The organism is Nocardia sp. NPDC004573 (assembly GCF_053602135.1).
Genome location: NZ_JBSGDA010000001.1, coordinates 691,124 through 713,235, shown reverse-complemented (window position 1 = coordinate 713,235; position 22,112 = coordinate 691,124). Strand labels below are relative to the sequence as shown.

Sequence of the window (22,112 nt, the reverse complement as noted above, 5' to 3'; positions counted from 1 at the left end):
CGCCATGCCCGGCCCCAGCGCGGCCGCGCCGGCGACCACAAGGGCCAGCACGGCGCGACGCAAGTGTGAACTACCCCAAGCTCCCGCTCGACTCGACTGTCGCATCTCACAATGATCCCTCCGATCGACTCGAAACGCGCGCCGTAGAGGGGTGTTTCGCCTCCCCTACTTATCGGGGGTCTCGTCCTCGGCGAGGATGCGGTAGAGGGACTTGCGGGTCTCGGTCAGCAACTCCGCGGCACGCGCCGCCTGCTGCGGGGTACCGGCCGCGGCGACCTGCGCCACCGCCCCCATCAGCTGTCCGACGAGTGCGCGCAGGTCCATCGCCTGAGCACCGACGTCCTGCTGCACGTCCGCCCAGGGATCCCCCAACTCGTCGCGGTGCGCGGCGACATACTCGGCGCCGGCCTCGGTGAGTTTCGCCGTCTTGCGCCCGGCGACCTTCTCGATGAGCACCAGACCCTCGTCTTCCAGCTGCGCCAGCGCGGGGTAGATCGATCCGGGGCTCGGCCGCCAGATGTCGTTGCTGCGCTCGCGGATCTGCTGGATGAGTTCATACCCGTGCATCGGCTGCTCGACGAGCAGTAACAGCACGGCGGCGCGGACGTCCCCGCGCCTGCCCCGGCCGCCGCGTCCGCGTCCGCGACCGAAGTGCGGGCCGAAGCCAGGGCCGAAGCCGGGACCGAAGCCCGGCCCGAACTCGGGACCGAAGCCGTGACGTCCGCCGCGACGGAAGCGTCGCCCGTGTTCGAAGCCTTCCGGTCCGGGCAGCGGCCTGCGGCCGCGCCGGCCGAATTCGCGAAATTCTTGGTTTTCCATGTCAGCCTCCCAGGGCTCTCGTGTTCGATTCACACTATCGACGATATATCGGCAATGCATCGAGCGCAAGGCGCGGCTTCGCGAGCCGAGCCCTGCCGAGAGGTCAGCTGTTCAGCGAGTCGATCCAGCGCGACAGCCGCGCACCTTCGGTGACCATGAGTTCAGGATCGCGAAAAGTGTTGGTGAGCAATGAGATTCCTTGATATGCCGCCACGTAGGCGATCGCCAGCTGGCCCGCGTCGGCACGTCCCATCGCGGCGAACTGCCGTTCGGCCCAATCCACCAGAACGCGCATCACCTCGGCGGCCGCGGTGTCCAACCCGCCGCCCCGCTTGTCCAGTTCCGAGGACAAGGTGCCGAACGGGCAGCCATAACGCACCGTCTGCTCGCGATCGGCGACCCACCCGGCGATCAGGGCTTTCAGCCGCTCCGCAGGCGTCTCGCACTGGTCGCTCGCGGCGATCACGGCGTCGAGGATGCGCGCGTGTGAGCCGATCGCGGCCTCGATGAGCTGGTCTTTCGTCTTGAAGTAGTAGTAGACGTTGCCGACCGGGACCTCCGCGGCGCGTGCGATGTCGGCGATCGTCGTTTTCTCCACGCCCTGGTGATAGAACACCCGCACGGCGGCTTCGATCAGCCGCTCCCGCTTGCCGAGCTTGGTCTCCGCCAGTGAGTCAGTCACACAACTAACTGTAGACAACGCGGCCGCGACCGGCTAGGTTCGATTTAGTCAGGTAACTAACTAAGGAGATAACATGATCGTGGTCACCGGAGCGACCGGCAATATCGGCGCGCCGCTCGTGCGTCTGCTGGCGGACGCCGGCGAGGAGGTCACGGCCGTCGCGCGGCACGCGGATCTCTCTCTTCCCGGCGCAGTCCGCTCGGTTCGGGCGGACCTGGGCGAGCCGGACAGCCTCTCCCCCGCCGTCGCGGGAGCCGACACCCTGTTCCTTTTGGTCACCGGTGAGCAGCTGGTAGCCGGTCCGGATCCGGAACAGGTGCTGAAGGTCGCCGCAGCGGGCGGTGTACAGCGGGTGGTCTTCGTGTCCTCACAGGGCGTAGCCACTCGTCCGGACGCGGCGGGGTATGCCCGGCTCGTCGCCTACGAACAGGCGATCAGGGACTCCGGGCTGGCGTGGACCTTCCTGCGCCCGGCCGGGTTCTTCTCCAACACCTACGCATGGGCGAATGCGGTGCGCGAGCAGCGTCTGGTCGCCGCGCCGTTCGGCGATGTCGGTCTTCCCTCGATCGATCCGGCCGATATCGCCGCCGTCGCAGCGGCGGCGTTGCGCGACGACCGGCACGCCGGACAGGTCTACACCCTGACCGGACCCGAACTCGCCACCCCGCGGGCCCAGTCCGAGGCGCTCGGCGAGGCGATCGGCGAGCCGCTGCGATTCGTGGAATTGACTCGGGCGCAGGCGCATTCGGCAATGCTCGAGTTCATGCCCGAGCCGGTGGTCGAGCACACGCTGACGATCCTCGGCGAGCCGACCGCCGCCGAGCAGCGGATCAGCCCCGACGTGCCGCGCATACTCGGGCGGCCGGCCACGAAGTACGCCGACTGGGCCGTTCGCAATCGAGCGGCCTTCGCCTGACGCTCGGCTGGGCGCATCGCCCCCGCGCCCGTCAGCCGATGTCGACCGGGTCGATCTGCACGCGGAGCGGGCCGTCGGAACGATGCGTGCTGCGGATCGCTTGGGCGGCGCGCAGGGCGTGCGCGAGCGCGGAGCCCCGGCGGCGCTCGACCCGCAGGAGCAAGCGTTCGACTTCGGCGGGCGCATCGCCGGAGGAGAACGGTTTGCGAGCGCCGTCCGGCAGCGGCACCGGCCCGAGGCGGTCGACCGTATCGGGCAGTTCCGCCGCCGCGAGCAGTTCGGCGATGGTCTCGGCGGTGCCGTCGATCGCGGCGAGCCGGACCGCGGGCGGGAAGCCCACCTCGGCCCGCGCCGCGACCTCCGCGCGCGCTGCGCCGACCGGATCCCATCGGACCAATGCCTGCACGGTGGGGATGGACGGCTCGGCCACGATGACGACCTGACCGTGCGCGCGGACCAGCGCCGCAGCGGCCATCCAGCGGCGCAGCGCGTCCTCGGCGGCCCGCAGGTCGGCGCGGCTGAGCAAGGCCCACCCGTCGAGCAGCAACGCGACGCCGTACCCGCCGGGTACCACCGGTTCGGCGCCGACCGTGGCGACGACCACCTGCGGACCCTGCTCCACGGTGTCGAGCACGGTGCCGCCGCCGGAACCACGGATCGGTACGCCGGGAAAGGCGCGGCCGAGTTCCTCCGCGGTGCGCGCGGCGCCGACCACCACGGCGCGCAGCGCGCGTGAACCGCAGGTGGAACATCGGAAGGCGGCCTCGGTGATCCCGCACCAACGGCAAGCGGGGCTCTGCGCGGACGCACCAGGGTCGGCCGATCGGTGGGCTTCCGGTAGCGCGAGCGGCCCGTTGCAGTGCCTGCAGCGCGCGGGAGTACGACACTTTCCGCAGGCCAGCGCCGGAATGTATCCCCGGCGCGGCACCTGGACCAACACCGGCGCACCCTCCTTCAGCGCAGCGCGGGCAGCCGCGAAGGCGACGCCGGGAATCCGGACGGCACGCGCGACGGGATCGCGCTCCAACGCGAGGTCGCTGTCACCCGGTGCGCTGATTCGCGGCGCGGCCTTGCGCAGCACCGCGCGATCGGCGACCAGATCGTGCGCCCAGCCGGAATCGACCACCGCTTGGATCTCCGCGGTCCGCGCGAAACCCGCCGCGACGAATGCCGCTCCGGTCTCGTGTGCCCGCAACATCGCCACTTCACGTGCGTGCGGATACGGTGCGCGCGGTTCCGCGTAGGTGTCGTCGCCGTCGTCCCAGAGCGCGATCAACCCGAGGTCCGCCGCCGGTGCGAAGACCGCGCTGCGCGTGCCGACCACCACGCGCGCCGAACCGCGCAGCACCGCGAGCCAGCGCCGATATCGTGCCGCGGGGCCGAGGCCGGCGGCCAGTCCGACTGCCGAGTCCCCAACCAGTCGAACACATTCCGCCAGCACCCGGTCGAGGTCGCGTTGGTCGGGGACCATGATGATCGCGCTGCGCCCCTGGCCGGCCACCACGGCGGCGAGTTCCGCCAGCCGCCGTGGCCAGTCCTCACCGGGCAGCGCCTGCCACGCGGCGCGTGCCCCTCTTCCTCGAGCGAGCGCACCGACGAATGCCGAACCGTGCGCGTAACGCTCCCAGGCAGCGAGATCCACGGCGTCGAGTGCCGAGTCCGCACAACCCGTCCGCGCGCCGCCGACGGTCGCCGCAACTCCACCGTCGGAGCGCGGTTCCGTTGCCAGAGCGTCGGACTCGGCTTCGAGCGCGGCGGTGTCCCCCTCGTGCGAGCGCACATTTCGGGCGGCATCCGCGCTCGCAAGGTCCGGATCGTCCGGCCCAGCCGCATCGACGGTTTCGGTAGTCTCTCGCTCGGACTCGTGGTCGGCGACCGAAGAACTAGATTGCAGCACAGCAGGATTCGCGGTACGCGCAGTGTGGAGTGTCGCGGCGCGCGTGGATTCCACGTCCCCGTTCTGCACGCAAAACGCCTGTGCAGGTGACATTTCGGTGCCAATAGCGCCCCCGGATGGCCCCTGGTCCGGCGCGGGAGCAGCGGAAGAATCCGGGGAACCGACGGACTCGCCCGGTGCGCCAACGGACTTCTTCTTGCCCCCGGTTTCCGTGCGGGCATGGCGCGGTGGAATGGCGAGCCGCAGGACGTCGGCGCGGGTACCCGCGTACCGGGCCGCCACCTTGCCGGCCAGTTCCAGAATCTCCGGGGTCAGCACCCGTTCGCCGGAAACGACGCGTTCGAGCGCGACCAGCTTGCCGCCGTGGTCACTGTGCGCCGATCGCGCCAGGAGATACCCGTCGACCAGCCGACCGGCGAACCGGACCCGCACCCGGACCCCCGGCTGGGCGATCTCGTCCAGCTCGGGGGGCACCAGGTAGTCGAAGTCGCGGTCGAGATGCGCCGGCGACAACAGCGGAAGCACCCGGGCGATAGGCAGCGCCACGCCCGGAGTACCCGCGGCCGGACCGTCCGCCTCGGTGGCGGGGGTGTCCGCCGCGGGTTCGTTCACTCGGACCTGATCGAGCTCAGAGCCCGACGGCCGCGCGCAGCTTGTCCGCGCGGTCGGTGTGCTCCCACGGCAGGTCGACGTCGGTGCGGCCGAAGTGGCCGTACGCGGCGGTCGGCGCGTAGATCGGGCGCAAGAGGTCCAGGTCACGGATGATCGCGCCCGGACGCAGGTCGAAGACCTCGGTGATGGCGGTGGAGATGCGGGCCGGGTCCACCTTCTCGGTGCCGAAGGTCTCGACGAACAAGCCGACCGGCGCCGCCTTGCCGATCGCGTAGGCCACCTGGACCTCGACCCGGTCGGCCAGATCGGCCGCCACCACATTCTTGGCGACCCAGCGCATGGCGTAGGCGGCCGAGCGGTCCACCTTCGACGGATCCTTGCCGGAGAAGGCGCCGCCACCGTGCCGGGCCATGCCGCCGTAGGTGTCGACGATGATCTTGCGGCCGGTCAGGCCCGCGTCGCCCATCGGGCCACCGAGCACGAACTTGCCGGTGGGGTTGACCAGCAGGCGGATGTCCGAGACGTCCAGGCTCGGCACGTCCAGGTCGGCGAGCACCGCGTCGAGCACCTTCTCGCGGATGTCGGGCGCGAGCAGGTTGTCCAGGTCGATGTCGGCGGCGTGCTGGGTGGAGACGACCACCGTGTCCAGGCGAACCGGGCGATCACCCTCGTACTCGATGGTGACCTGGGTCTTGCCGTCCGGGCGCAGGTAGGGCAGCACGCCGGACTTGCGCACCTCGGTCAGGCGGCGCGACAGCCGGTGCGCGAGCGCGATCGGCAGCGGCATCAGCTCGGGAGTGTCCTTGGTGGCGTAGCCGAACATCAGGCCCTGATCGCCCGCGCCCTGCTTCTCGATCTCGTCGTCGGAGCCGCCGACTCGCGCTTCGTGCGAGGTGTCGACACCCTGCGCGATATCCGGCGACTGCGCGCCGATCGCGATATTCACACCGCAGGAATTTCCGTCGAAACCCTTTGCCGACGAGTCATATCCGATTTCCAGGACCTTTTCCCGGACAATACGGGGAATATCGGCATATGCCGACGTGGTGACCTCACCCGCGACGTGGACCTGGCCGGTCGTCACGAGGGTTTCCACCGCGACCCGGCTGCGCGGATCCTCCGCGAGCAACGCGTCGAGAATGGAATCGCTGATGGCATCACAGATTTTGTCCGGATGACCTTCGGTCACGGACTCACTGGTGAAAAGCCGGCTCCCGGACGTGCGCACAGTTCTTCCCTCTCCCTCAACGGGTTACTCGTATCGGCTTGCGACAGTAACGCTATGTCGCAACCCTTACATCTCAGACTATTCCAAATCACCGACAGCGCGGACCCCAACTACACAGCCGCTGCGGACGGCTGAATTCCCGGTGTCCGGGCGACGCCGAAATCTCGACGGCACCGCGAACGAACCACGGATCGGATGGCAATCCTGACAGCTGCGCCGCCCGGCTCAGCGCAACAACACGCTCAGCGCGTCGAGCACACGGCTGGCCAGCAAGGCCTTCGAGCCGTGATCGAGCGCCTGTTCGGTGCCGTCCGCGCCGAGCAGCCAGCCGTCGTTGGTGTCCACCTCGAACGCCTTGCCCTCCCCGACCGCGTTGACCACGAGCAGGTCGCAGCCCTTGCGGGCGAGTTTGGCCCGCGCGTGGGTCAGGACGTCGCCGTGCTCGTCACCGGTCTCGGCGGCGAAGCCGACGATCGCGGTGCCGGGCAACTGCCCGTCGCGGCGCGCCTGCACCAGTCCGGCGAGGATGTCGTCGGTCTTGGTCAGCGGAATGACGTCGGGCTCGCCCGCGCCCTTCTTGATCTTGGCGGCGGCGACGTTGGTCGGCCGGAAATCGGCGACCGCCGCGGCCATGATCACCGCGTCGGAGCCGACGGCGTGCTTGTCGACGGCGGTCTTCAGCTGTTCGGCGGTGGTGATGTGCACCAAGTCGACGGCGGCAGGCGCCGCCATCTCGATCGTATTGCCCGCGATCAGCGTGACGTGGGCGCCGCGCTGGGCGGCGACCCGCGCGAGCGCGTAGCCCTGCTTGCCGGAGCTGCGGTTACCGAGGAAACGCACCGGATCCAGTGGCTCCCTGGTGCCGCCCGCCGTGATGACGACCCGGCGGCCCTCCAGGTCCCGCGGGATCGCGTCGGCGCGCTCCATGAGCAGCGACGCGAGGCCGAAGATCTCCTCGGGTTCGGGCAGCCGTCCCGGGCCGGTGTCGGCGCCGGTGAGCCGGCCCGCGGCGGGCTCCATGACGATCGCCCCGCGGGCGCGCAGCGTCGCGACGTTCGCGGCGGTCGCGGGATGCTCCCACATCTCGGTATGCATCGCGGGCGCGAACAAGATCGGACATCGGGCCGTCAGCAACGTGGCGGTGAGCAGGTCGTCGGCGCGACCGGACGCGGCGCGGGCCATGAGATCGGCGGTCGCCGGGGCGATGACCACGAGGTCTGCCTCCTGGCCGAGCCGAACATGCGGGACCTCCGGCACGTCGGAGAACACGCCGGTGTGCACCGGGTTCCCGGACAACGCCTCGAAGGTCGCCTTGCCGACGAACTCCAGCGCCGAGGTGGTGGGGATCACCCGGACGTCGTGTCCGGTCTCGGTGAATCGCCGGACCAGAGAGCACGCCTTGTAGGCGGCGATTCCTCCAGCTACGCCGACGACGATCCTTGTGGTCACTACGCCTCCGGCCTAGTCGTGGTCACGGCGAACGGTTCGCCTCACTCGCCTTCGGAGTGCTCGAGCAGGTCGGAGTGGATCTCGCGCAGGGCGACCGACAGCGGCTTCTCCTGCAGACCCGGCTCTACCAGCGGGCCGACGTACTCGAGGATGCCGTCGCCGAGCTGGTTGTAGTAATCGTTGATCTGCCGGGCCCGCTTGGCCGCGTAGATGACCAGGGCGTACTTGGACGACGTGCGCTCCAGCAGCTCGTCGATCGGCGGGTTGGTGAGGCCGACCGGCGTGTCGTAGGCGGGCGCGGTCTTGGTGTCCGTACTGCTCACTAGGGGGACTCCTGGTGTTGGGGAGGTCACGAACTCGAATTTGTGCTAACGAACAACGATACCAACTGCTCACAGGCGCTGGTCACCTCGTCGTTCACGATAACGATGTCGAACTCGTCACAGGCGGCCAGCTCGATCCTCGCCGTCTCCAGGCGGCGCTCGATCACCTCGGGCGATTCGGTGCCGCGCGAGGTCAGCCGCGCCACCAACTCCTCCCAGCTCGGCGGGGCCAGGAAGACCAGGATGGCTTCCGGGATCGCCCGGCGCACCGACCGCGCACCCTCCAGATCCACTTCGACCAGCACCGGCAGACCCTCGGCGAGAGCGGCGCGCACCGGCCCGGCGGGGGTGCCCGAACGCTGCAACCCGCCGTGGATGTCCGCCCATTCGAGCAGCTCTCCCGCCTCGATCATCGCGTCGAACTCCGCACGGGAGACGAAGTGGTAGTCGAGGCCGTCGACCTCCCCGGGCCGCGGGGCCCGGGTCGTTGCCGACACGCTGAAGACCAGGTCGGGCAGTCGTTCGCGGACACAGCGGACCACGGTGGACTTGCCCACGGCCGAGGGGCCGACCAGTACGACCAGTCGACCCTTCCGCGTGTGTTCGATCACCCTCGTCGTCAGGCGTCGAAGTCGAACCGGGCCAGCAGCGCCTTGCGCTGCCGGTCGCCGAGTCCGCGCAGCCGCCGGGTGGGGGCGATCTCCAGCTCGCTCATGATTTCCGCCGCCTTGACCTTGCCCACCTTCGGCAGGGCCTCCAGCAGCGCCGACACCTTCATCTTGCCGAGGATCTCATCGGTCTCGGCGTCGGTGAGGACCTGCTTCAGGTTGGTGCCGCCACGCTTCAAGCGCTCCTTGAGCTCCGCCCGAGCGCGGCGAGCGGCAGCCGCCTTCTCCAAAGCAGCGGCGCGCTGCTCGTCAGTCAGCTGGGGAAGGGCCACGGTTCCTCCGTCTCATCGTTCATTGCATCAACTCCTGCCGGTAACCCGGCAGTCTCAGCGACCGTACCCACGACGTCCGCCGATTGCGAACCCACCCCCCAGGTCAGCGCATGATTCGGGGTCGAGACCGCGCACCGGCGGCCCGGCGCCGGTCCCGCCCGCGCCACCGAGCGCATCACCGCACCGGATCCCCGAAATACGCCTCCAGCAGGGCGTTTTCGACAAACCGAATGGTTTGCGGAAGGGTTGCGACACGGCGGCGCATCTCTCCAGCAACCCCGCGCCCGCCCTACCAGGAACTTTCTGGAAATTCTCCGCGTGTCGTGAGTTTTTTGCGCGTGTCGGGCGTCACATCCGAGCCGATTCCGCCGCGCTGACCCGGCATCCGGTGCCGGTTTCCGGCCCTGTACATCGGCCCAGGAGCGATATGCCCATCCCGGTGCACCGATCGGCCCCGAAATCGGCCCAGGAGCCCGCACAGACCCCGGTAAGGGGCACGTGTGTGCGAACACCTGCACACACAGCAGGCGGAAAAGGCGAAAGGCCGGCGCGGGTGCGCCGGCCTTTCGCGGTCATTTCTGCAGGAACGCGAACGCGTCCTGGAACGCCTGCGCTCTGGCACGCAGTGCCGGGACGGTCGGTCCATCCTTCAGCACCTCGCGCGAGACATTCGGGACGACGGACCCGAGCATCGGCTCGGGCACCAGGTCACGGATGCTTCCCGGACCACCGCCCTGGGCGCCCACCCCGGGCATCAGGATCGGGCCGTTGAGCGCGGACAAGTCCGGCGCCTCGCTGAGCGTGGCCCCGACCACGACGCCGACCGAACCGAACTCCGCGCCCGCGTTGCGGGCCGCGGCCTCGTCGACCATCGTCTGCGCGACCGTGCGGCCGTCGGCGGTAACCGCCCGCTGCACCTGCGCTCCCTCGGGATTCGAGGTCGCCGCGAGCACGAAGACGCCGCGGCGACCGGCCTCGGCGAGCGTCAGCGCCGGTGCCAGCGAACCGAAGCCCAGATACGGCGAGACCGTCACCGCGTCGGACCCGAGCGGGCCGTCGGCCAGCCAGGTCCGGGCGTAAGCGTCCATGGTGGAACCGATGTCGCCGCGCTTGGCGTCGGCGAGCACCAGAGTCCCCGAGGCGCGCAACACCGCGATGGCGCGCTCCAGAACCGCCAGACCGCAGGAGCCGTAGGCCTCGAAGAACGCGACCTGCGGCTTGACCAGGGCGACCATGCCGTCGAACGCCTCCACACAGATCTCGGCGAAGCGTTCGAGACCCTCGACGTCCTCGGTGAGGCCCCAGGAGCGCAGCAGTTCCGGGTGCGGATCGATCCCGACGCAGACGGGCCCGAAGTGCCGCATCGCATGCCGCAAGCGCTCGCCGAAGGTCTTCATCTCGCCTGCTCCGTCCGGTCGCGGCTCACCCACGCAGCACCGAGTGCAGTTCCTGCAGGGACCGCACCCCGATGCCGCCGTTGATGCTGGCCTCGATGCCCTGCACCGCGGCCGCCGCACCCTGCACGGTGGTGATGCACGGAATGTTCACCCCGACCGCCGCGCTGCGGATCTCGTAGCCGTCCACGCGGGGACCGGAGTTGCCGTAGGGCGTGTTGAACACCATGTCGACCTCGCCGTCGCGGATCTGCTCCACGATCGTCGGCTCGTCGTCCGGGCCCACCTCGGAGTGCTTGCGCACCTGCTCGCACGGAATCCCGTTGCGGCGCAGCATCTCCGCGGTGCCCTCGGTGGCGAGGATCCGGAAGCCCAGGTCGTGCAGTCGTTTGACCGGGAAGACCATCGCGCGCTTGTCCCGGTTGGCGATCGAGACGAACACGGTGCCCTCGGTGGGCAGGGAGCCGTAGGCGGCGGTCTGGCTCTTGGCGAAGGCGGTGCCGAAATCGGCATCGATGCCCATCACCTCACCGGTGGACTTCATCTCCGGCGACAGCAGCGAATCGATGCCGCTGCCGTCGGCGCGCCGGAAGCGATGGAACGGCAGCACGGCCTCCTTGACCGCGACCGGAGCGTCCAGCGCGACGTGCCCGCCGTCGCCCTCGCTCGGCAGCATGCCCTCCTTGCGGAGTTCGGCGATGGTGGCGCCGAGCATGATCCGCGCCGCGGCCTTGGCCAGCGGCACCGCGGTGGCCTTGGACACGAACGGCACGGTCCGGCTCGCCCGCGGATTGGCCTCCAGGACGTAGAGCACGTCGTCCTTCAGTGCGTACTGCACGTTGAGCAGGCCGCGCACGCCGATGCCCTTGGCCAGCGCGACGGTCGAGCGGCGCACCGCCTCGATGTCGCTGCGGCCCAAAGTGATCGGCGGCAGCGCGCACGCGGAGTCGCCGGAATGGATGCCGGCCTCCTCGATGTGCTCCATCACGCCGCCGAGGTAGACCTCCTCGCCGTCGCACAGCGCGTCGACGTCGATCTCGATCGCATCCTCCAGGAACCGGTCGACCAGCACCGGGTGCTCCGGACTGAGTTCGGTCGCCCGGGAGATGTAGCCCTCCAAGGAGTTCTCGTCGTACACGATCTCCATACCGCGTCCGCCGAGCACGTAGGACGGGCGCACCAGCACCGGGTAACCGATGTCGTTGGCGATCTTGCGCGCCTGCGCGAACGTGGTCGCGGTGCCGTACTTCGGCGCGGGCAGCCCGGCCGCGACCAGCACATCGCCGAACTCGCCGCGATCCTCGGCCAGGTCGATGGCGGCCGCGCTGGTGCCGACCACCGGCACGCCCGCCGCCGTGAGCCGTTGCGCGAGCCCGAGCGGGGTCTGCCCGCCCAGCTGCACGATGACGCCGGCGACGGTGCCGGACGCGCACTCGGCGTGGTAAACCTCGAGCACGTCTTCGAAGGTCAGCGGCTCGAAGTAGAGGCGGTCGGCGGTGTCGTAGTCGGTGGAGACGGTCTCGGGGTTGCAGTTGACCATCACCGTCTCGTATCCGGCCTGCGACAGCGTCTGCGCCGCGTGCACGCACGAATAGTCGAACTCGATGCCCTGGCCGATGCGGTTGGGCCCGGACCCGAGGATGATCACCTTCTCGCGGTCGCGCTGCGGCGCCACCTCCGACTCGGCCGCGGGGTCGAGCTCGTAGGCCGAGTAGTGGTACGGGGTCTTGGCCTCGAACTCGGCGGCGCAGGTGTCGACGGTCTTGAAGACCGGGCGGACACCGAGCCGGTGCCGCAGCGCACGCACACCGGTCTCCCCCGCCAGCTCCGGCCGCAGCGCGGCCAGCTGGCGATCGGACAGGCCGTAGTGCTTGGCCCGCCGCAGCAGCGGCTCGTCCAGCACGGGCGCGTCGAGGATCTCCCGGCGCAGCTCGACCAGACCGGCCACCTCCGCGACGAACCACGGGTCGATGCCGGAGGCGGCGGCGACGTCCTCGATGCTCGCGCCCAGCCGCAGAGCGCGCTCCACCTGGTAGATGCGTCCCTCGGTGGGGGTGCGCAGATCCTCGAGGATCGCCTCGACGTCGGTCCACGCGCCGTCGTCCTGGGTCCAGAAGCCCGCGGCCTTGGTCTCCAGCGAGCGCAGCACCTTGCCCAGCGCCTCGGTGAAGTTGCGGCCCAGCGACATCGCCTCGCCGACGGACTTCATGGTGGTGGTGAGCGTGCCGTCGGCGCCGGGGAACTTCTCGAACGCGAACCGCGGCGCCTTGACGACCACGTAGTCGAGCGTCGGCTCGAAGCAGGCCGGGGTTTCCTTGGTGATGTCGTTGACGATCTCGTCGAGTGTGTAGCCGATGGCCAGCTTGGCGGCGATCTTCGCGATCGGGAAGCCCGTGGCCTTCGACGCCAGCGCGGACGAACGCGACACGCGCGGGTTCATCTCGATGACGATCAGGCGGCCGTCGCTCGGGTTCACCGCGAACTGGATGTTGCAGCCGCCGGTGTCCACGCCGACCTCGCGCAGGATGGCGATGCCGAGATCGCGCAGTTTCTGGTACTCGCGGTCGGTGAGCGTCATCGCCGGGGCGACGGTCATCGAGTCGCCGGTGTGCACGCCCATCGGGTCGACGTTCTCGATCGAGCAGACCACCACGACGTTGTCGCGACCGTCGCGCATCAGCTCGAGCTCGTATTCCTTCCAGCCGAGGATGGACTCCTCGATGAGGACGTTCGCGGTGGGCGAGGCGGCCAGGCCGCCGCCGGCGATGCGATCGAGGTCGGCTTCGTTGTACGCCATGCCGGAACCGAGGCCGCCCATGGTGAACGAGGGCCGCACCACCACGGGGTAGCCGAGTTCGGCGACCGTCTCGCGGACCTCGTCCATGGTGAAGCAGACCCGTGAGCGGGCGCTCTCGCCACCCACCTTGGCCACGATGTCCTTGAACTTCTGCCGGTCCTCACCGCGCTGGATCGCGTCGAAATCGGCGCCGATCAGCTCCACGCCGTACTTCTCCAGCACACCGCGCTCGTGCAGCGCGACCGCGGTGTTCAGCGCGGTCTGGCCACCCAGGGTGGCCAGGATGGCGTCGGGACGCTCCTTGTCGATGACCTTCTCGACGAACTCCGGGGTGATCGGCTCCACGTAGGTGGAGTCGGCGAACTCCGGGTCGGTCATGATCGTCGCCGGGTTCGAGTTGACCAGCGACACCCGCAGGCCCTCGGCCCGCAGCACCCGGCACGCCTGCGTGCCGGAGTAGTCGAATTCGCACGCCTGGCCGATGACGATCGGGCCAGAACCGATCACCAGGATGTGCTTCAGATCCTCGCGGCGAGGCATCAGGCTCCTTCCATGAGACCGGCGAAACGGTCGAACAGGTACGCGGCGTCGTGGGGTCCGGCGGCGGCCTCCGGGTGATACTGCACCGAGAAGGCCCGGCCGTCGACCAGCCGCACGCCTTCCACCGTGCCGTCGTTGGCGCAGACGTGACTCACCTCGGCCGTGCCGAAGGGGGTGTCGAACCGCTCGCCTCGCTCGCCCTCCAGGGCGAACCCATGGTTCTGCGCGGTGATCGAGATCCGGCCGGTCTCGTGCTCCACCACCGGGATGTTGATGCCGCGGTGACCGAACTTCATCTTGTAGGTCCCTCGCCCGAGCGCGCGGCCCAGGATCTGGTTGCCGAAGCAGATGCCGAACAGTGGCAGACCCTGGCCGAGCACGCCGCGGGTCAGCTCGACCGCGGTGTCGGCGGTGGCCGGATCGCCCGGGCCGTTGGACAGGAAGACCCCGTCCGGCTTCAGTTCCAGGATCTGGTCCAGCGTGGTGGTCGAGGACACCACGTGCACTCGCATGCCGCGCTGCGCGAACATGCGCGGGGTGTTGGTCTTGATCCCGAGGTCGACCGCGACGACCGTGCGCCGGTGGTCGCCGGCCGGTTCGATCGTGTAGAGCGCGTCGGTGGTCACCTCACCGGCCAGGTCGGCGCCCAGCATGGACGGCTGCCCGTTCACCCTGGCCACCAGCTCGTCGGCCGCCGCGAGGGCGGCACCGGAGAAGATGCCCGCCTTCATCGAGCCGCGGGTGCGCAGGTGGCGGACCAGCGCGCGGGTGTCGATGCCCGCGATGCCGACGACCTGCTGCCGTTCCAGCTCGTCCGGCAGCGTCCTGGTGGCGCGCCAGTTGGACGCCCGTCGCGCGGGGTCGCGCACCGCGTACCCGGCGACCCAGATCTTGGTGGACTCGTCGTCCTCGTCGTTCCAGCCGGTGTTGCCGATCTGCGGCGCGGCGGCCACCACGATCTGGCGGTGGTAGGACGGGTCGGTGAGGGTCTCCTGATACCCGGTCATCGCGGTGCAGAACACCGCCTCACCGAGCGTCTGGCCCACGGCGCCGTAGGCCCGGCCACGGAATACCCGGCCGTCCTCCAGCACGAGTGCTGCTTCTCCTGTCATCCCTCGTCATCTCCCGTCATCGTCCCGCTCTGCTCCCCCGCCGGAAGCCGGCGCCAAGCCGGGTAGACCGACTTGTCGTCGCCGCGGAAACCCGTATCGATCTCGGTTCCGGTCGGCAGCTTCCAGCGAATGACCAGCACACCATCTTCCGTCATCACTTTGCCCGCGTGGCCGCGTTCGGTGCGCACGGCCGTGATGGATTCCTGCGGAATCCAGATCACCGTCGCGCCGTCGCGTTCGAGCAGAATTCCCCGTTCGAACCGTGTGAGTTCCGCGGTGGCCCGGAAACCCAGATCCCCTACCGTGATCCGGTCCTGCCAGCTGGGCGCGATCGTGCTGCCCAGGTAGAGGCCGGTGGTCGGCTCCAGCACCTGCGCGCCGAGTTCGGCGGGCACGGCGGGCAGGGTGCCGATGCGCTCCGCCTGACGTGCCGCGCGGTTGCGCCAACCCCGGTACATCAGCCAGAGGCAAGCCGCGAACAGCACCAGCAGCCCCACCACCCAGAGCGTTCTCTCCACTACGAACCTCCTCGAACGGCTGCGCCTCGGTCGTTCATCTACGCCTCCGCCCGGTTGCCCAGCGCCTTGCCGTCCCTGGCGGTGACCCGGCCGCGCAGCAGCGTCGCCGTCACCCGCGCGGGGAAGGTCATCGCCTCGAACGGCGTGTTGCTGGAGATGCTGGCCAGTTCCTTTCCGCGCACCGTCCAGCTCGCCTTCGGATCGACCAGCGTCAGGTTGGCCGGCTCGCCGACCTCGAGCGGCCTGCCGTGCTCGTCCAGGCCGACGATCGCGGCCGGGCGCTCGCTCATCACGCGGGCGACGCCGCGCCAGTCCAGCAGCCCGGGCTCGACCATGGTCTGCACGATGATCGACAGCGCCGTCTCCAGTCCCAGCATGCCGGGCCGGGCGGCGGCGAACTCGCAGCATTTGTCCTGCTCGGCGTGCGGCGCGTGGTCGGTGGCGACGCAGTCGATGATCCCCTCCGCCAGCGCCTGCCGCAGTGCGGCGGCGTCGGACGCCTCGCGCAGCGGTGGATTGACCTTGTTGACCGCGTCGTAGGTCTCCAGCCGGGAGTCGTCCAGCAGCAGGTGATGCGGGGTGACCTCGGCGGTGACGGAGATGCCCTGGGATTTCGCCCATCGCACCAGCTCCACGGTGCCCGCCGTGGACGCGTGGCAGATATGCACCCTGGCCCCGGCGTCCCGCGCCAGCAGGGCGTCGCGCGCCACGATGGATTCCTCCGCCGCGCGCGGCCAGCCGGCCAGCCCCAGCCGGGCCGCGGTGGGCCCCTCGTGCGCGATGGCGCCCTTGGTCAGTCGCGGCTCCTCCGCGTGCTGGGCGATCAGCACTCCGAGCGAGTTCGCGTACTCCAGGGCGCGGCGCATGATCAGCGGGTCGTAGACGCAATGGCCGTCGTCGGAGAACATGCGCACCGCGCCGACGCCCGCGGCCATGGTGCCCATCTCGGCGAGCTGCTTGCCCTCGAGCCCGACGGTGACCGCGCCGACCGGATACACGTCGACCAGGCCGACCTCCCGGCCGCGCCGCCACACGTGATCGGTGACGACCACCGAGTCGGCGACCGGGTTGGTGTTGGCCATCGCGAACACCGCGGTGTAGCCGCCCAGCGCGGCGGCCGCGGATCCCGACTCGATGGTCTCGGTGTCCTCGCGGCCCGGCTCGCGCAGGTGGGTGTGCAGGTCGACGAAGCCGGGCAGCAGGATCTGCCCGTGCGCTTCGATGATCTCGGCATCGGCGACATCCAGATCGGTGCCGATCCGGCGGATCTCCCCGTCGGCGACGAGCACGTCGACCGGTTCGCCTTCGCCGTACAGCTGCGCGCCCTTGATCAAGACGGCGGTGTGCTCGCTCATGCTGCGTCCTCTCCGGCACCTGCGGCGCCCTGCGCGGTCACGCCGCTCATGCGACTGCCTCCTTGGTCCCGACGAGCAGGCGGAACAGCACCGCCATCCGCACATGCACGCCGTTGGTGACCTGTTGCAGCACAGCGGCTTTCGGGGAGTCCGCGACCGAGGACGCGATTTCCATGCCGCGCAGCATCGGCCCGGGGTGCAGCACGACGGCGTGTTCCTCCAGCAGCGCCAGCCTGCGCTCGGACAGCCCGTAGCTGATCGAGTACTCGCGGGCCGACGGGAAGAACCCGCCGTTCATCCGCTCGGCTTGCACGCGCAGCATCAGCACCGCGTCGGCGCCGATCAGCTCGGCGTCCAGATGGTGCGAGACGCGAGCGGGCCAGGCCTGCACGCCGACCGGCAGCAGTGTGCGCGGGGCGACCAGCACCACCTCCGCGCCGAGCGTGGCCAGCAGGAAGACGTTGGATCGCGCCACCCGGCTGTGCAGGATGTCACCGACGATGACGACCCGCTTGCCCTCGATGTCCCCGAGCCGCTGCCGGAGAGTCAGCGCGTCCAGCAGGGCCTGGGTCGGATGCTCATGCGTGCCGTCACCCGCGTTGATCACCGCCGGACCGGAGGTGCGCCCGGCCGAGACCGCCCACTCGTCCATCCAGCGCGCGATCTGGTGCGCGGCGCCGGAGGCAGGGTGCCGCACGATCAGCGCGTCGGCTCCCGCGGCATGCAAGGTCAGGGCGGTGTCGCGCAGCGATTCGCCCTTGGCGACCGAGGAACTGCTCGCGCTGACGTTGATCACGTCCGCGCTCATCCACTTGCCCGCCACCTCGAACGACACCCGGGTCCGCGTGGAGTTCTCGTAGAAGACCGTCATCACGGTACGTCCGCGCAGCGTGGGCAGCTTGTGCACCTCACGGCCGAGCAAGGCCTGTTCGAAGCGTTCGGCCTCGTCGAGCAGCTCGTTCGCGGCCGCGCGATCGAGCGCGGCGACCGACAGCAGATGCCTCACGAGCCTCCCTCCTGCCGCGAGCCGGCGTGCGGCATTCCCATCACGCCTCCTCCTGGTGCAGGTAGACGCCGTCGCGCCCGTCGTGTTCGGTCAGCAACACCGAGATGTCCTCGGAACGGTTGGTCGGCACGTTCTTGCCGACGTAATCGGCGCGGATCGGCAGTTCCCGATGACCGCGGTCGATGAGCACCGCCAGCTGCACCGCGCGCGGGCGGCCCAGATCACGCAGGCCGTCGAGGGCGGAGCGGACGGTGCGACCGGAGAACAGCACGTCGTCGACCAGGACCACCAGCGCGTCCTCGATGCCCCCTTCCGGAACGGACGTGCGTTCCAGCGGGCGGTGCGGGCGGCTGCGCAGATCGTCGCGGTACAGCGTGATGTCGAGCGAGCCCAGAGCCGGGCGGACGCCGGAGAATTCCTCGATCTTCTCGGTGAGTCGCGCGGCCAGGGTCGTCCCCCGGGTAGGGATGCCGATCAGCACCACCCGCGGTGCGTCCGATTCGCCCGAGTCCAGCGCGGTCTTCTCGATGATCTGGTGCGCGATGCGCGCGACGGTCCGCCCGACATCCGAAGCCGACAACAGCTCTCGCCCCGCCGCCACCCACTCCGGGGTGTGTCGCTGCGATGTCTCCGCAGCGCCGGACTTGGCGGCCCGTTCTTCGGGCACGGCCATGCCGACCTCCTTCCCCGCCTCACCGGACGGTCCGTTAAAGGATGTCTTACGGCAAGCAGCGTAGCAGCGCGTCGAACCCCGTTTTCACCAGGCATATCGCGCTGTGAGCGGGGCCACTTGCCGGGCGGGGCGCTCCGGTACGGCGACGCTAGGCCATTTCGCCCGACGATTCGACAACCTTGACCGAAAACCGCTAGCACATATGTTCGATCGACGGTAGGCTCGGCCGCATGTCCACACCGCTGCAAGGATCGTTGCTCGACGGGTTCGGCGACACCGAATTCGCGCCGCTGCGCGATGCGCGCCGCACCGTGCTGGACCACGGGGCCTGGATCGATCTCCTGCCCGGCTGGCTGTCGGGCGCGGACGCGCTGTTCGACCGGCTGGTCGACGGCGTGCCGTGGAAAGCCGAGCGCAGGCCGATGTACGACCGGGTGGTCGAGGTGCCCCGGCTGCTGCGGTTCTACTCGGAGCACGAGCCGCTGCCGGATCCGGCGCTGGCCGACGCCCGCACGGCATTGAGCGAACACTACCGAGCCGAACTCGGCGAACCGTTCCGCACCGCGGGCCTGTGCTACTACCGGGACGGACGCGACAGCGTCGCCTGGCACGGCGACACCATCGGCCGCGGCGCCACCCACGACACGATGGTCGCGATCGTGTCGATCGGAGCGCCGCGGGCGCTGCTGCTCCGGCCGCGCGGTGGTGGCCCGAGTATCAAATACGTTGTGGGGCATGGCGATCTACTGGTCATGGGCGGGTCTTGTCAGCGCACCTGGGAGCACGCCGTGCCGAAGACGCGCAAACCCACCGGTCCGCGGATCAGCATTCAGTACCGGCCGCACGGCGTCCGCTGACCCTTGTGCGCCGAGTCACGATGTGCACGACTTGACCTGAACCGACGTTGAGGTCGGACGCTCGTCGGCATGAACACGACAGCATCCACACCACCCCTGGTCGAGGACACGACGGTCGACCACACCGACGACATCGCGGCGATCCGGCAGATCGTGGCCAACGCGGAGACCGGCTTCAACACCAACGATGCCGACCTGCTGTCGGCGGATTTCACCGCCAACGCGGCCGTCGTCAACGCTATGGGCACGCTGATCACCGGATTCGACGCGCTGCTCGACTCCAGCCGCAGAGGCCTGGCCGGGTTCCTGCAAGACCAGTACGCCCGTTACGAGATCGCCGACATCACGTTCCTGCGCCCGGACGTGGCGATCGCGCACAAGCGCGCGTGGGCGACCACACCGGACGGCGAGCTCATCGAGCACGACCACGCCATGATCGCGCTGTACGTCTTCGTCAAGGAGGGTGAGCGCTGGCACGTCGCCGCCCGGCAGAACACCCTGGTGCCGCAGGCCGAGTGATCGTCGTCCGTCATGTGTCCCCCGCTCCGGTTAGCCTGGCAGCATGAGCAATCCAGGGGCGGGGGTCTTGGCCGTGATGCCGCTGCACACGATCAGCGAGGTCTACGGCGAGGCCGGGCTGCGGGAACGACTACTGCTGGAAATCGCCGAGCTGCCGGACACGCCGCGCTTGGCCGCGGCGCTCGATCTCGCGGCCGACCTGCATCGAGACGATCGGTACGGCCGCGAGCCGTACCTCAGTCATCTACTGCGCGTGACGATTCGGATCATCAGCCACTACGAGGTCCGAGACCCCGACGTGGTCGCGGCGGGGCTGTTGCACGACTCGGTCGAGGACCACGCCGCGGAGCTGGCCGCCGATCGACCGGGGCCTGCCGTCGACGCCGCGCTGGGCGCGCTCACCGATCGCTTCGGTGCGCGCGTGGCCGATCTCGTGGCCGCGGTGACCAATCCCGAACCGGATCCGGCGCGCGACCGCCAGGCACAGTACCGCGAGCATGTCGCGATGAATCTGGACCGGGACCCGTGGGCCCGCGTCATCAAACTCTCCGACTTCACCGACAACGGCGTCGGCATCCTCTACGCCACCGGCCCCGCGATGGCGAAACTGGCGGCCAAGTACCGCCCGCTCACCGACGTGTACCGCGACCTGGTCACCCGGCCGGACACACCGCTGGCCGACCACGTCCGGCAGCACATCCTCGATCAACTCGACCGAGCCGACGAGCGCTTCGAGGCCATTTTGTCGCGGGACTGAGCGCCGCGCCGGTACGGCGGACCCGATGATGCCGCGACATCGGATTCTCACGGGCTGCGCAGCACCGATTGGACCAGCTCCCGCACCGCCGCCAGCAACCGCTCGGTCTCGCCCGCCCGAACCATGGCCGGCACCAATTCGGCGCTCAGCGCGCCCAGCAGCAGCCGCCCGACCACTTCGGCATCCAGGTCAGGACGTGCTTCGCGCAGCAACGTGGTGATGTGGTTGTCCCAGAACGCGTGGAATTCGGCGGTCCTCGGATGCGGCGGTTCGGTGCGATAGGCGACCATCAGCTCGGAATTGTCGATCACCAGCCGCGTCATGGCGTCGAAATAGGCGATCAGGCGGGCGTCGGCGGGCGCACCCGGGCCGAGAGGCGGCGGGCCGTTGCTGATCGCGTCCATCAGCGCGACCGCGCTCTGCGCCACCATCTCGTGCAAGAGCCCGGCGCGGTTGCCGAAACGATGGAAGATCGTGCCTTTACCCACTCCGGCGGCGGCCGCGACACGGTCCATGGTGATCGCCTCGGCGCCGTGCTCGGCGAGCAGCGCGAACGTGGCGTCCAGGATCGCCCGCCGGTTGCGCGCCGCGTCCGCCCGTTCCCTGGGCCGTTCGTCGCCCATCGCACCCGCTTTCCAGACAACTTGACCGACGGTCCATATCATCGGAGGCGAGGTAATTGGACCGTCAGTCAACTTATGGAGTTCGTGATGCAGGCAATCGTAATGACGGCGACGGGAAGCCCGGACGTGCTGGTGGCCACGGAGGTCCCGACGCCGCGGGCGGCCGCCGGCGAGGTGGTGATCCGCGCCGAGGCGATCCCGGTGCTCTTCCCGGAGACCAAATTGCGCTCCGGCGAGTTCCCGATCGACGCGCCGCTACCGCTGGTCTTCGGCTTCCAGGCGGCGGGAGTCGTCACCGAGGTCGGCGCGCAAGTCGATCCGGCACTCGTCGGGCAGCGGGTCGTGGTGGCGACCAGAGGCTTCGGCGCGTACGCCGAATTCGTCGCCGCTCCCGCGGCTTCCGTGGCGCTCGTTCCGGACGGCCTGCCCACCGTGGACGCCGCGGCAGTGGTGATGAACGGATCGGTGGCGATTCCGCTGCTGGAGACCGCCGCGCTGACCGGTGTCGAAACCGTCCTGATCGAGGCCGCCGCCACGGGCATCGGCAGCGCTCTGACGCAGCTGGCCAAGGAGTTCGGGGCGGCCCGCGTCATCGGCACCGCCGGCGGCCCCGAAAAGGCGGCCAGGGCCCGCGAGTTGGGCGCCGACGACGTGTTCGACCACAACGATCCGGCGTGGATCACCCGGCTGCGCGAAACACTAGGTGGCGCAACGGTGGACGTGGTGTTCGATTCGATCGGCGGCGCAAGCGCCACCGACCTGCTGGACCTGATGACACCGCTGCGCGGCCGCATGCTGGGCTACGGCTGGTTGTCCGGTGCGCCCGCCCGGGTATCGGCGGCCGACCTGATCACGCGCGGCCTGACCTTCACCGGCTGTGCGGGACCGGATTGGCTGGATCGAGTCGCCCGGGCGCGCGACACGGTGCTGGCCCGCGCGGCGGCGGGCGGGCTCGATCCGCTGGTCGAGGCGGTGCTGCCGCTGGATCAGGCGAGCCACGCGCATCGACTGCTGGAGGATCGAGCGCCGCTGGGCAAGATCGTGCTGCGTCCGGGAACCGCCGTGTCCTGACAGCGGCCCGGAGCCCGCGTGACC

General features: G+C 69.7%; 21 protein-coding genes. 5 read left to right on the top strand and 16 right to left on the bottom strand.

Going from position 1 to position 22,112, the window contains the following annotated elements:
• Positions 1–165 precede the first annotated feature (165 nt).
• Positions 166–819, bottom strand: a complete 654-nt coding sequence (locus tag ACWEKR_RS03510; RefSeq protein WP_195083564.1) for a PadR family transcriptional regulator — start codon at positions 817–819, stop codon at positions 166–168.
• Positions 820–922: 103 nt separating this feature from the next.
• Positions 923–1,501 carry a TetR/AcrR family transcriptional regulator gene (locus ACWEKR_RS03505; protein WP_452353056.1) on the bottom strand — a complete coding sequence of 193 codons (579 nt, stop codon included), beginning with the start codon at positions 1,499–1,501 and terminating at the stop codon, positions 923–925.
• 73 nt (positions 1,502–1,574) lie between these two features.
• Here ACWEKR_RS03505 and ACWEKR_RS03500 point away from each other — a divergent pair, with 73 nt between their 5' ends.
• Complete coding sequence (locus tag ACWEKR_RS03500; protein WP_452353055.1) at positions 1,575–2,417, top strand: SDR family oxidoreductase; 843 nt, start codon at positions 1,575–1,577, stop codon at positions 2,415–2,417.
• A gap of 31 nt (positions 2,418–2,448) precedes the next feature.
• On the opposite strand, the gene ACWEKR_RS03495 is transcribed toward ACWEKR_RS03500, so the two are convergent.
• The 13 genes from ACWEKR_RS03495 to pyrR all read right to left on the bottom strand — a co-directional run bounded on the left by ACWEKR_RS03495 (position 2,449) and on the right by pyrR (position 18,261).
• Positions 2,449–4,860: a primosomal protein N' gene (locus ACWEKR_RS03495; protein WP_452353098.1), complete on the bottom strand. Its 2,412-nt coding sequence runs from the start codon at positions 4,858–4,860 to the stop codon at positions 2,449–2,451.
• A gap of 82 nt (positions 4,861–4,942) precedes the next feature.
• Positions 4,943–6,154, bottom strand: a complete 1,212-nt coding sequence (metK, locus tag ACWEKR_RS03490; RefSeq protein ID WP_195083566.1) for a methionine adenosyltransferase — start codon at positions 6,152–6,154, stop codon at positions 4,943–4,945.
• Between the two features lie 225 nt (positions 6,155–6,379).
• Positions 6,380–7,603 carry a bifunctional phosphopantothenoylcysteine decarboxylase/phosphopantothenate--cysteine ligase CoaBC gene (gene coaBC / locus ACWEKR_RS03485; RefSeq protein WP_159837793.1) on the bottom strand — a complete coding sequence of 408 codons (1,224 nt, stop codon included), beginning with the start codon at positions 7,601–7,603 and terminating at the stop codon, positions 6,380–6,382.
• 41 nt (positions 7,604–7,644) lie between these two features.
• Positions 7,645–7,926: a DNA-directed RNA polymerase subunit omega gene (gene rpoZ, locus ACWEKR_RS03480; protein WP_039798918.1), complete on the bottom strand. Its 282-nt coding sequence runs from the start codon at positions 7,924–7,926 to the stop codon at positions 7,645–7,647.
• Between the two features lie 26 nt (positions 7,927–7,952).
• Positions 7,953–8,537 carry a guanylate kinase gene (gene gmk / locus ACWEKR_RS03475; RefSeq protein ID WP_159837795.1) on the bottom strand — a complete coding sequence of 195 codons (585 nt, stop codon included), beginning with the start codon at positions 8,535–8,537 and terminating at the stop codon, positions 7,953–7,955.
• Between the two features lie 8 nt (positions 8,538–8,545).
• The gene (gene mihF, locus ACWEKR_RS03470) at positions 8,546–8,866 is read right to left on the bottom strand and encodes an integration host factor, actinobacterial type (protein WP_028476708.1); all 321 of its coding nucleotides are present in this window, start codon (positions 8,864–8,866) and stop codon (positions 8,546–8,548) included.
• Between the two features lie 572 nt (positions 8,867–9,438).
• A complete protein-coding gene (gene pyrF / locus ACWEKR_RS03465) occupies positions 9,439–10,263 on the bottom strand; it encodes an orotidine-5'-phosphate decarboxylase (protein WP_452353054.1) in 825 nt (274 codons plus the stop codon).
• Between the two features lie 25 nt (positions 10,264–10,288).
• On the bottom strand, positions 10,289–13,597 hold the full coding sequence (gene carB / locus ACWEKR_RS03460) for a carbamoyl-phosphate synthase large subunit (RefSeq protein WP_195083569.1): 3,309 nt from the start codon (positions 13,595–13,597) through the stop codon (positions 10,289–10,291).
• A complete protein-coding gene (gene carA, locus ACWEKR_RS03455; RefSeq protein ID WP_195083570.1) occupies positions 13,597–14,709 on the bottom strand; it encodes a glutamine-hydrolyzing carbamoyl-phosphate synthase small subunit in 1,113 nt (370 codons plus the stop codon). The genes carB and carA overlap by 1 nt, the downstream gene beginning before the upstream one ends.
• Positions 14,706–15,227: a PH-like domain-containing protein gene (locus ACWEKR_RS03450; RefSeq protein ID WP_195083571.1), complete on the bottom strand. Its 522-nt coding sequence runs from the start codon at positions 15,225–15,227 to the stop codon at positions 14,706–14,708. Before ACWEKR_RS03450 ends, carA begins: the two co-directional genes overlap by 4 nt.
• A gap of 38 nt (positions 15,228–15,265) precedes the next feature.
• Positions 15,266–16,582, bottom strand: coding sequence for a dihydroorotase (locus tag ACWEKR_RS03445; protein ID WP_452353053.1), 1,317 nt, complete (start codon positions 16,580–16,582; stop codon positions 15,266–15,268).
• Between the two features lie 46 nt (positions 16,583–16,628).
• Positions 16,629–17,588, bottom strand: coding sequence for an aspartate carbamoyltransferase catalytic subunit (locus ACWEKR_RS03440; RefSeq protein WP_452353052.1), 960 nt, complete (start codon positions 17,586–17,588; stop codon positions 16,629–16,631).
• A gap of 40 nt (positions 17,589–17,628) precedes the next feature.
• The gene (pyrR, locus tag ACWEKR_RS03435; protein ID WP_452353051.1) at positions 17,629–18,261 is read right to left on the bottom strand and encodes a bifunctional pyr operon transcriptional regulator/uracil phosphoribosyltransferase PyrR; all 633 of its coding nucleotides are present in this window, start codon (positions 18,259–18,261) and stop codon (positions 17,629–17,631) included.
• A gap of 230 nt (positions 18,262–18,491) precedes the next feature.
• Here pyrR and ACWEKR_RS03430 point away from each other — a divergent pair, with 230 nt between their 5' ends.
• The 3 genes from ACWEKR_RS03430 (at position 18,492) to ACWEKR_RS03420 (ending at position 20,394) form a co-directional block, all read left to right on the top strand.
• Complete coding sequence (locus ACWEKR_RS03430; protein WP_452353050.1) at positions 18,492–19,118, top strand: alpha-ketoglutarate-dependent dioxygenase AlkB; 627 nt, start codon at positions 18,492–18,494, stop codon at positions 19,116–19,118.
• Between the two features lie 69 nt (positions 19,119–19,187).
• On the top strand, positions 19,188–19,637 hold the full coding sequence (locus tag ACWEKR_RS03425; protein ID WP_452353049.1) for an SgcJ/EcaC family oxidoreductase: 450 nt from the start codon (positions 19,188–19,190) through the stop codon (positions 19,635–19,637).
• Positions 19,638–19,680: 43 nt separating this feature from the next.
• On the top strand, positions 19,681–20,394 hold the full coding sequence (locus tag ACWEKR_RS03420; RefSeq protein ID WP_159837815.1) for an HD domain-containing protein: 714 nt from the start codon (positions 19,681–19,683) through the stop codon (positions 20,392–20,394).
• 47 nt (positions 20,395–20,441) lie between these two features.
• On the opposite strand, the gene ACWEKR_RS03415 is transcribed toward ACWEKR_RS03420, so the two are convergent.
• Positions 20,442–21,017, bottom strand: coding sequence for a TetR/AcrR family transcriptional regulator (locus ACWEKR_RS03415; protein ID WP_195083577.1), 576 nt, complete (start codon positions 21,015–21,017; stop codon positions 20,442–20,444).
• An 87-nt stretch (positions 21,018–21,104) separates the two neighbouring features.
• Between ACWEKR_RS03415 and ACWEKR_RS03410 the strand changes: the two genes are divergently transcribed.
• Positions 21,105–22,088 carry a quinone oxidoreductase family protein gene (locus ACWEKR_RS03410; protein WP_452353048.1) on the top strand — a complete coding sequence of 328 codons (984 nt, stop codon included), beginning with the start codon at positions 21,105–21,107 and terminating at the stop codon, positions 22,086–22,088.
• Positions 22,089–22,112 lie beyond the last annotated feature (24 nt).

Bases quoted from the DNA above. Each gene is read 5' to 3' on its own strand.
- ACWEKR_RS03500 (WP_452353055.1), top strand. From the start codon at position 1,575: ATGATCGTGGTCACCGGAGCGACCGGCAATATCGGCGCGCCGCTCGTG.
- ACWEKR_RS03510 (WP_195083564.1), bottom strand. From the start codon at position 819: ATGGAAAACCAAGAATTTCGCGAATTCGGCCGGCGCGGCCGCAGGCCG.
- pyrF (WP_452353054.1), bottom strand. From the start codon at position 10,263: ATGAAGACCTTCGGCGAGCGCTTGCGGCATGCGATGCGGCACTTCGGG.
- ACWEKR_RS03410 (WP_452353048.1), top strand. From the start codon at position 21,105: ATGCAGGCAATCGTAATGACGGCGACGGGAAGCCCGGACGTGCTGGTG.
- pyrR (WP_452353051.1), bottom strand. From the start codon at position 18,261: ATGGCCGTGCCCGAAGAACGGGCCGCCAAGTCCGGCGCTGCGGAGACA.
- ACWEKR_RS03415 (WP_195083577.1), bottom strand. From the start codon at position 21,017: ATGGGCGACGAACGGCCCAGGGAACGGGCGGACGCGGCGCGCAACCGG.
- carB (WP_195083569.1), bottom strand. From the start codon at position 13,597: ATGCCTCGCCGCGAGGATCTGAAGCACATCCTGGTGATCGGTTCTGGC.
- ACWEKR_RS03420 (WP_159837815.1), top strand. From the start codon at position 19,681: ATGAGCAATCCAGGGGCGGGGGTCTTGGCCGTGATGCCGCTGCACACG.
- ACWEKR_RS03445 (WP_452353053.1), bottom strand. From the start codon at position 16,582: ATGAGCGAGCACACCGCCGTCTTGATCAAGGGCGCGCAGCTGTACGGC.
- ACWEKR_RS03425 (WP_452353049.1), top strand. From the start codon at position 19,188: ATGAACACGACAGCATCCACACCACCCCTGGTCGAGGACACGACGGTC.
- ACWEKR_RS03430 (WP_452353050.1), top strand. From the start codon at position 18,492: ATGTCCACACCGCTGCAAGGATCGTTGCTCGACGGGTTCGGCGACACC.
- carA (WP_195083570.1), bottom strand. From the start codon at position 14,709: ATGACAGGAGAAGCAGCACTCGTGCTGGAGGACGGCCGGGTATTCCGT.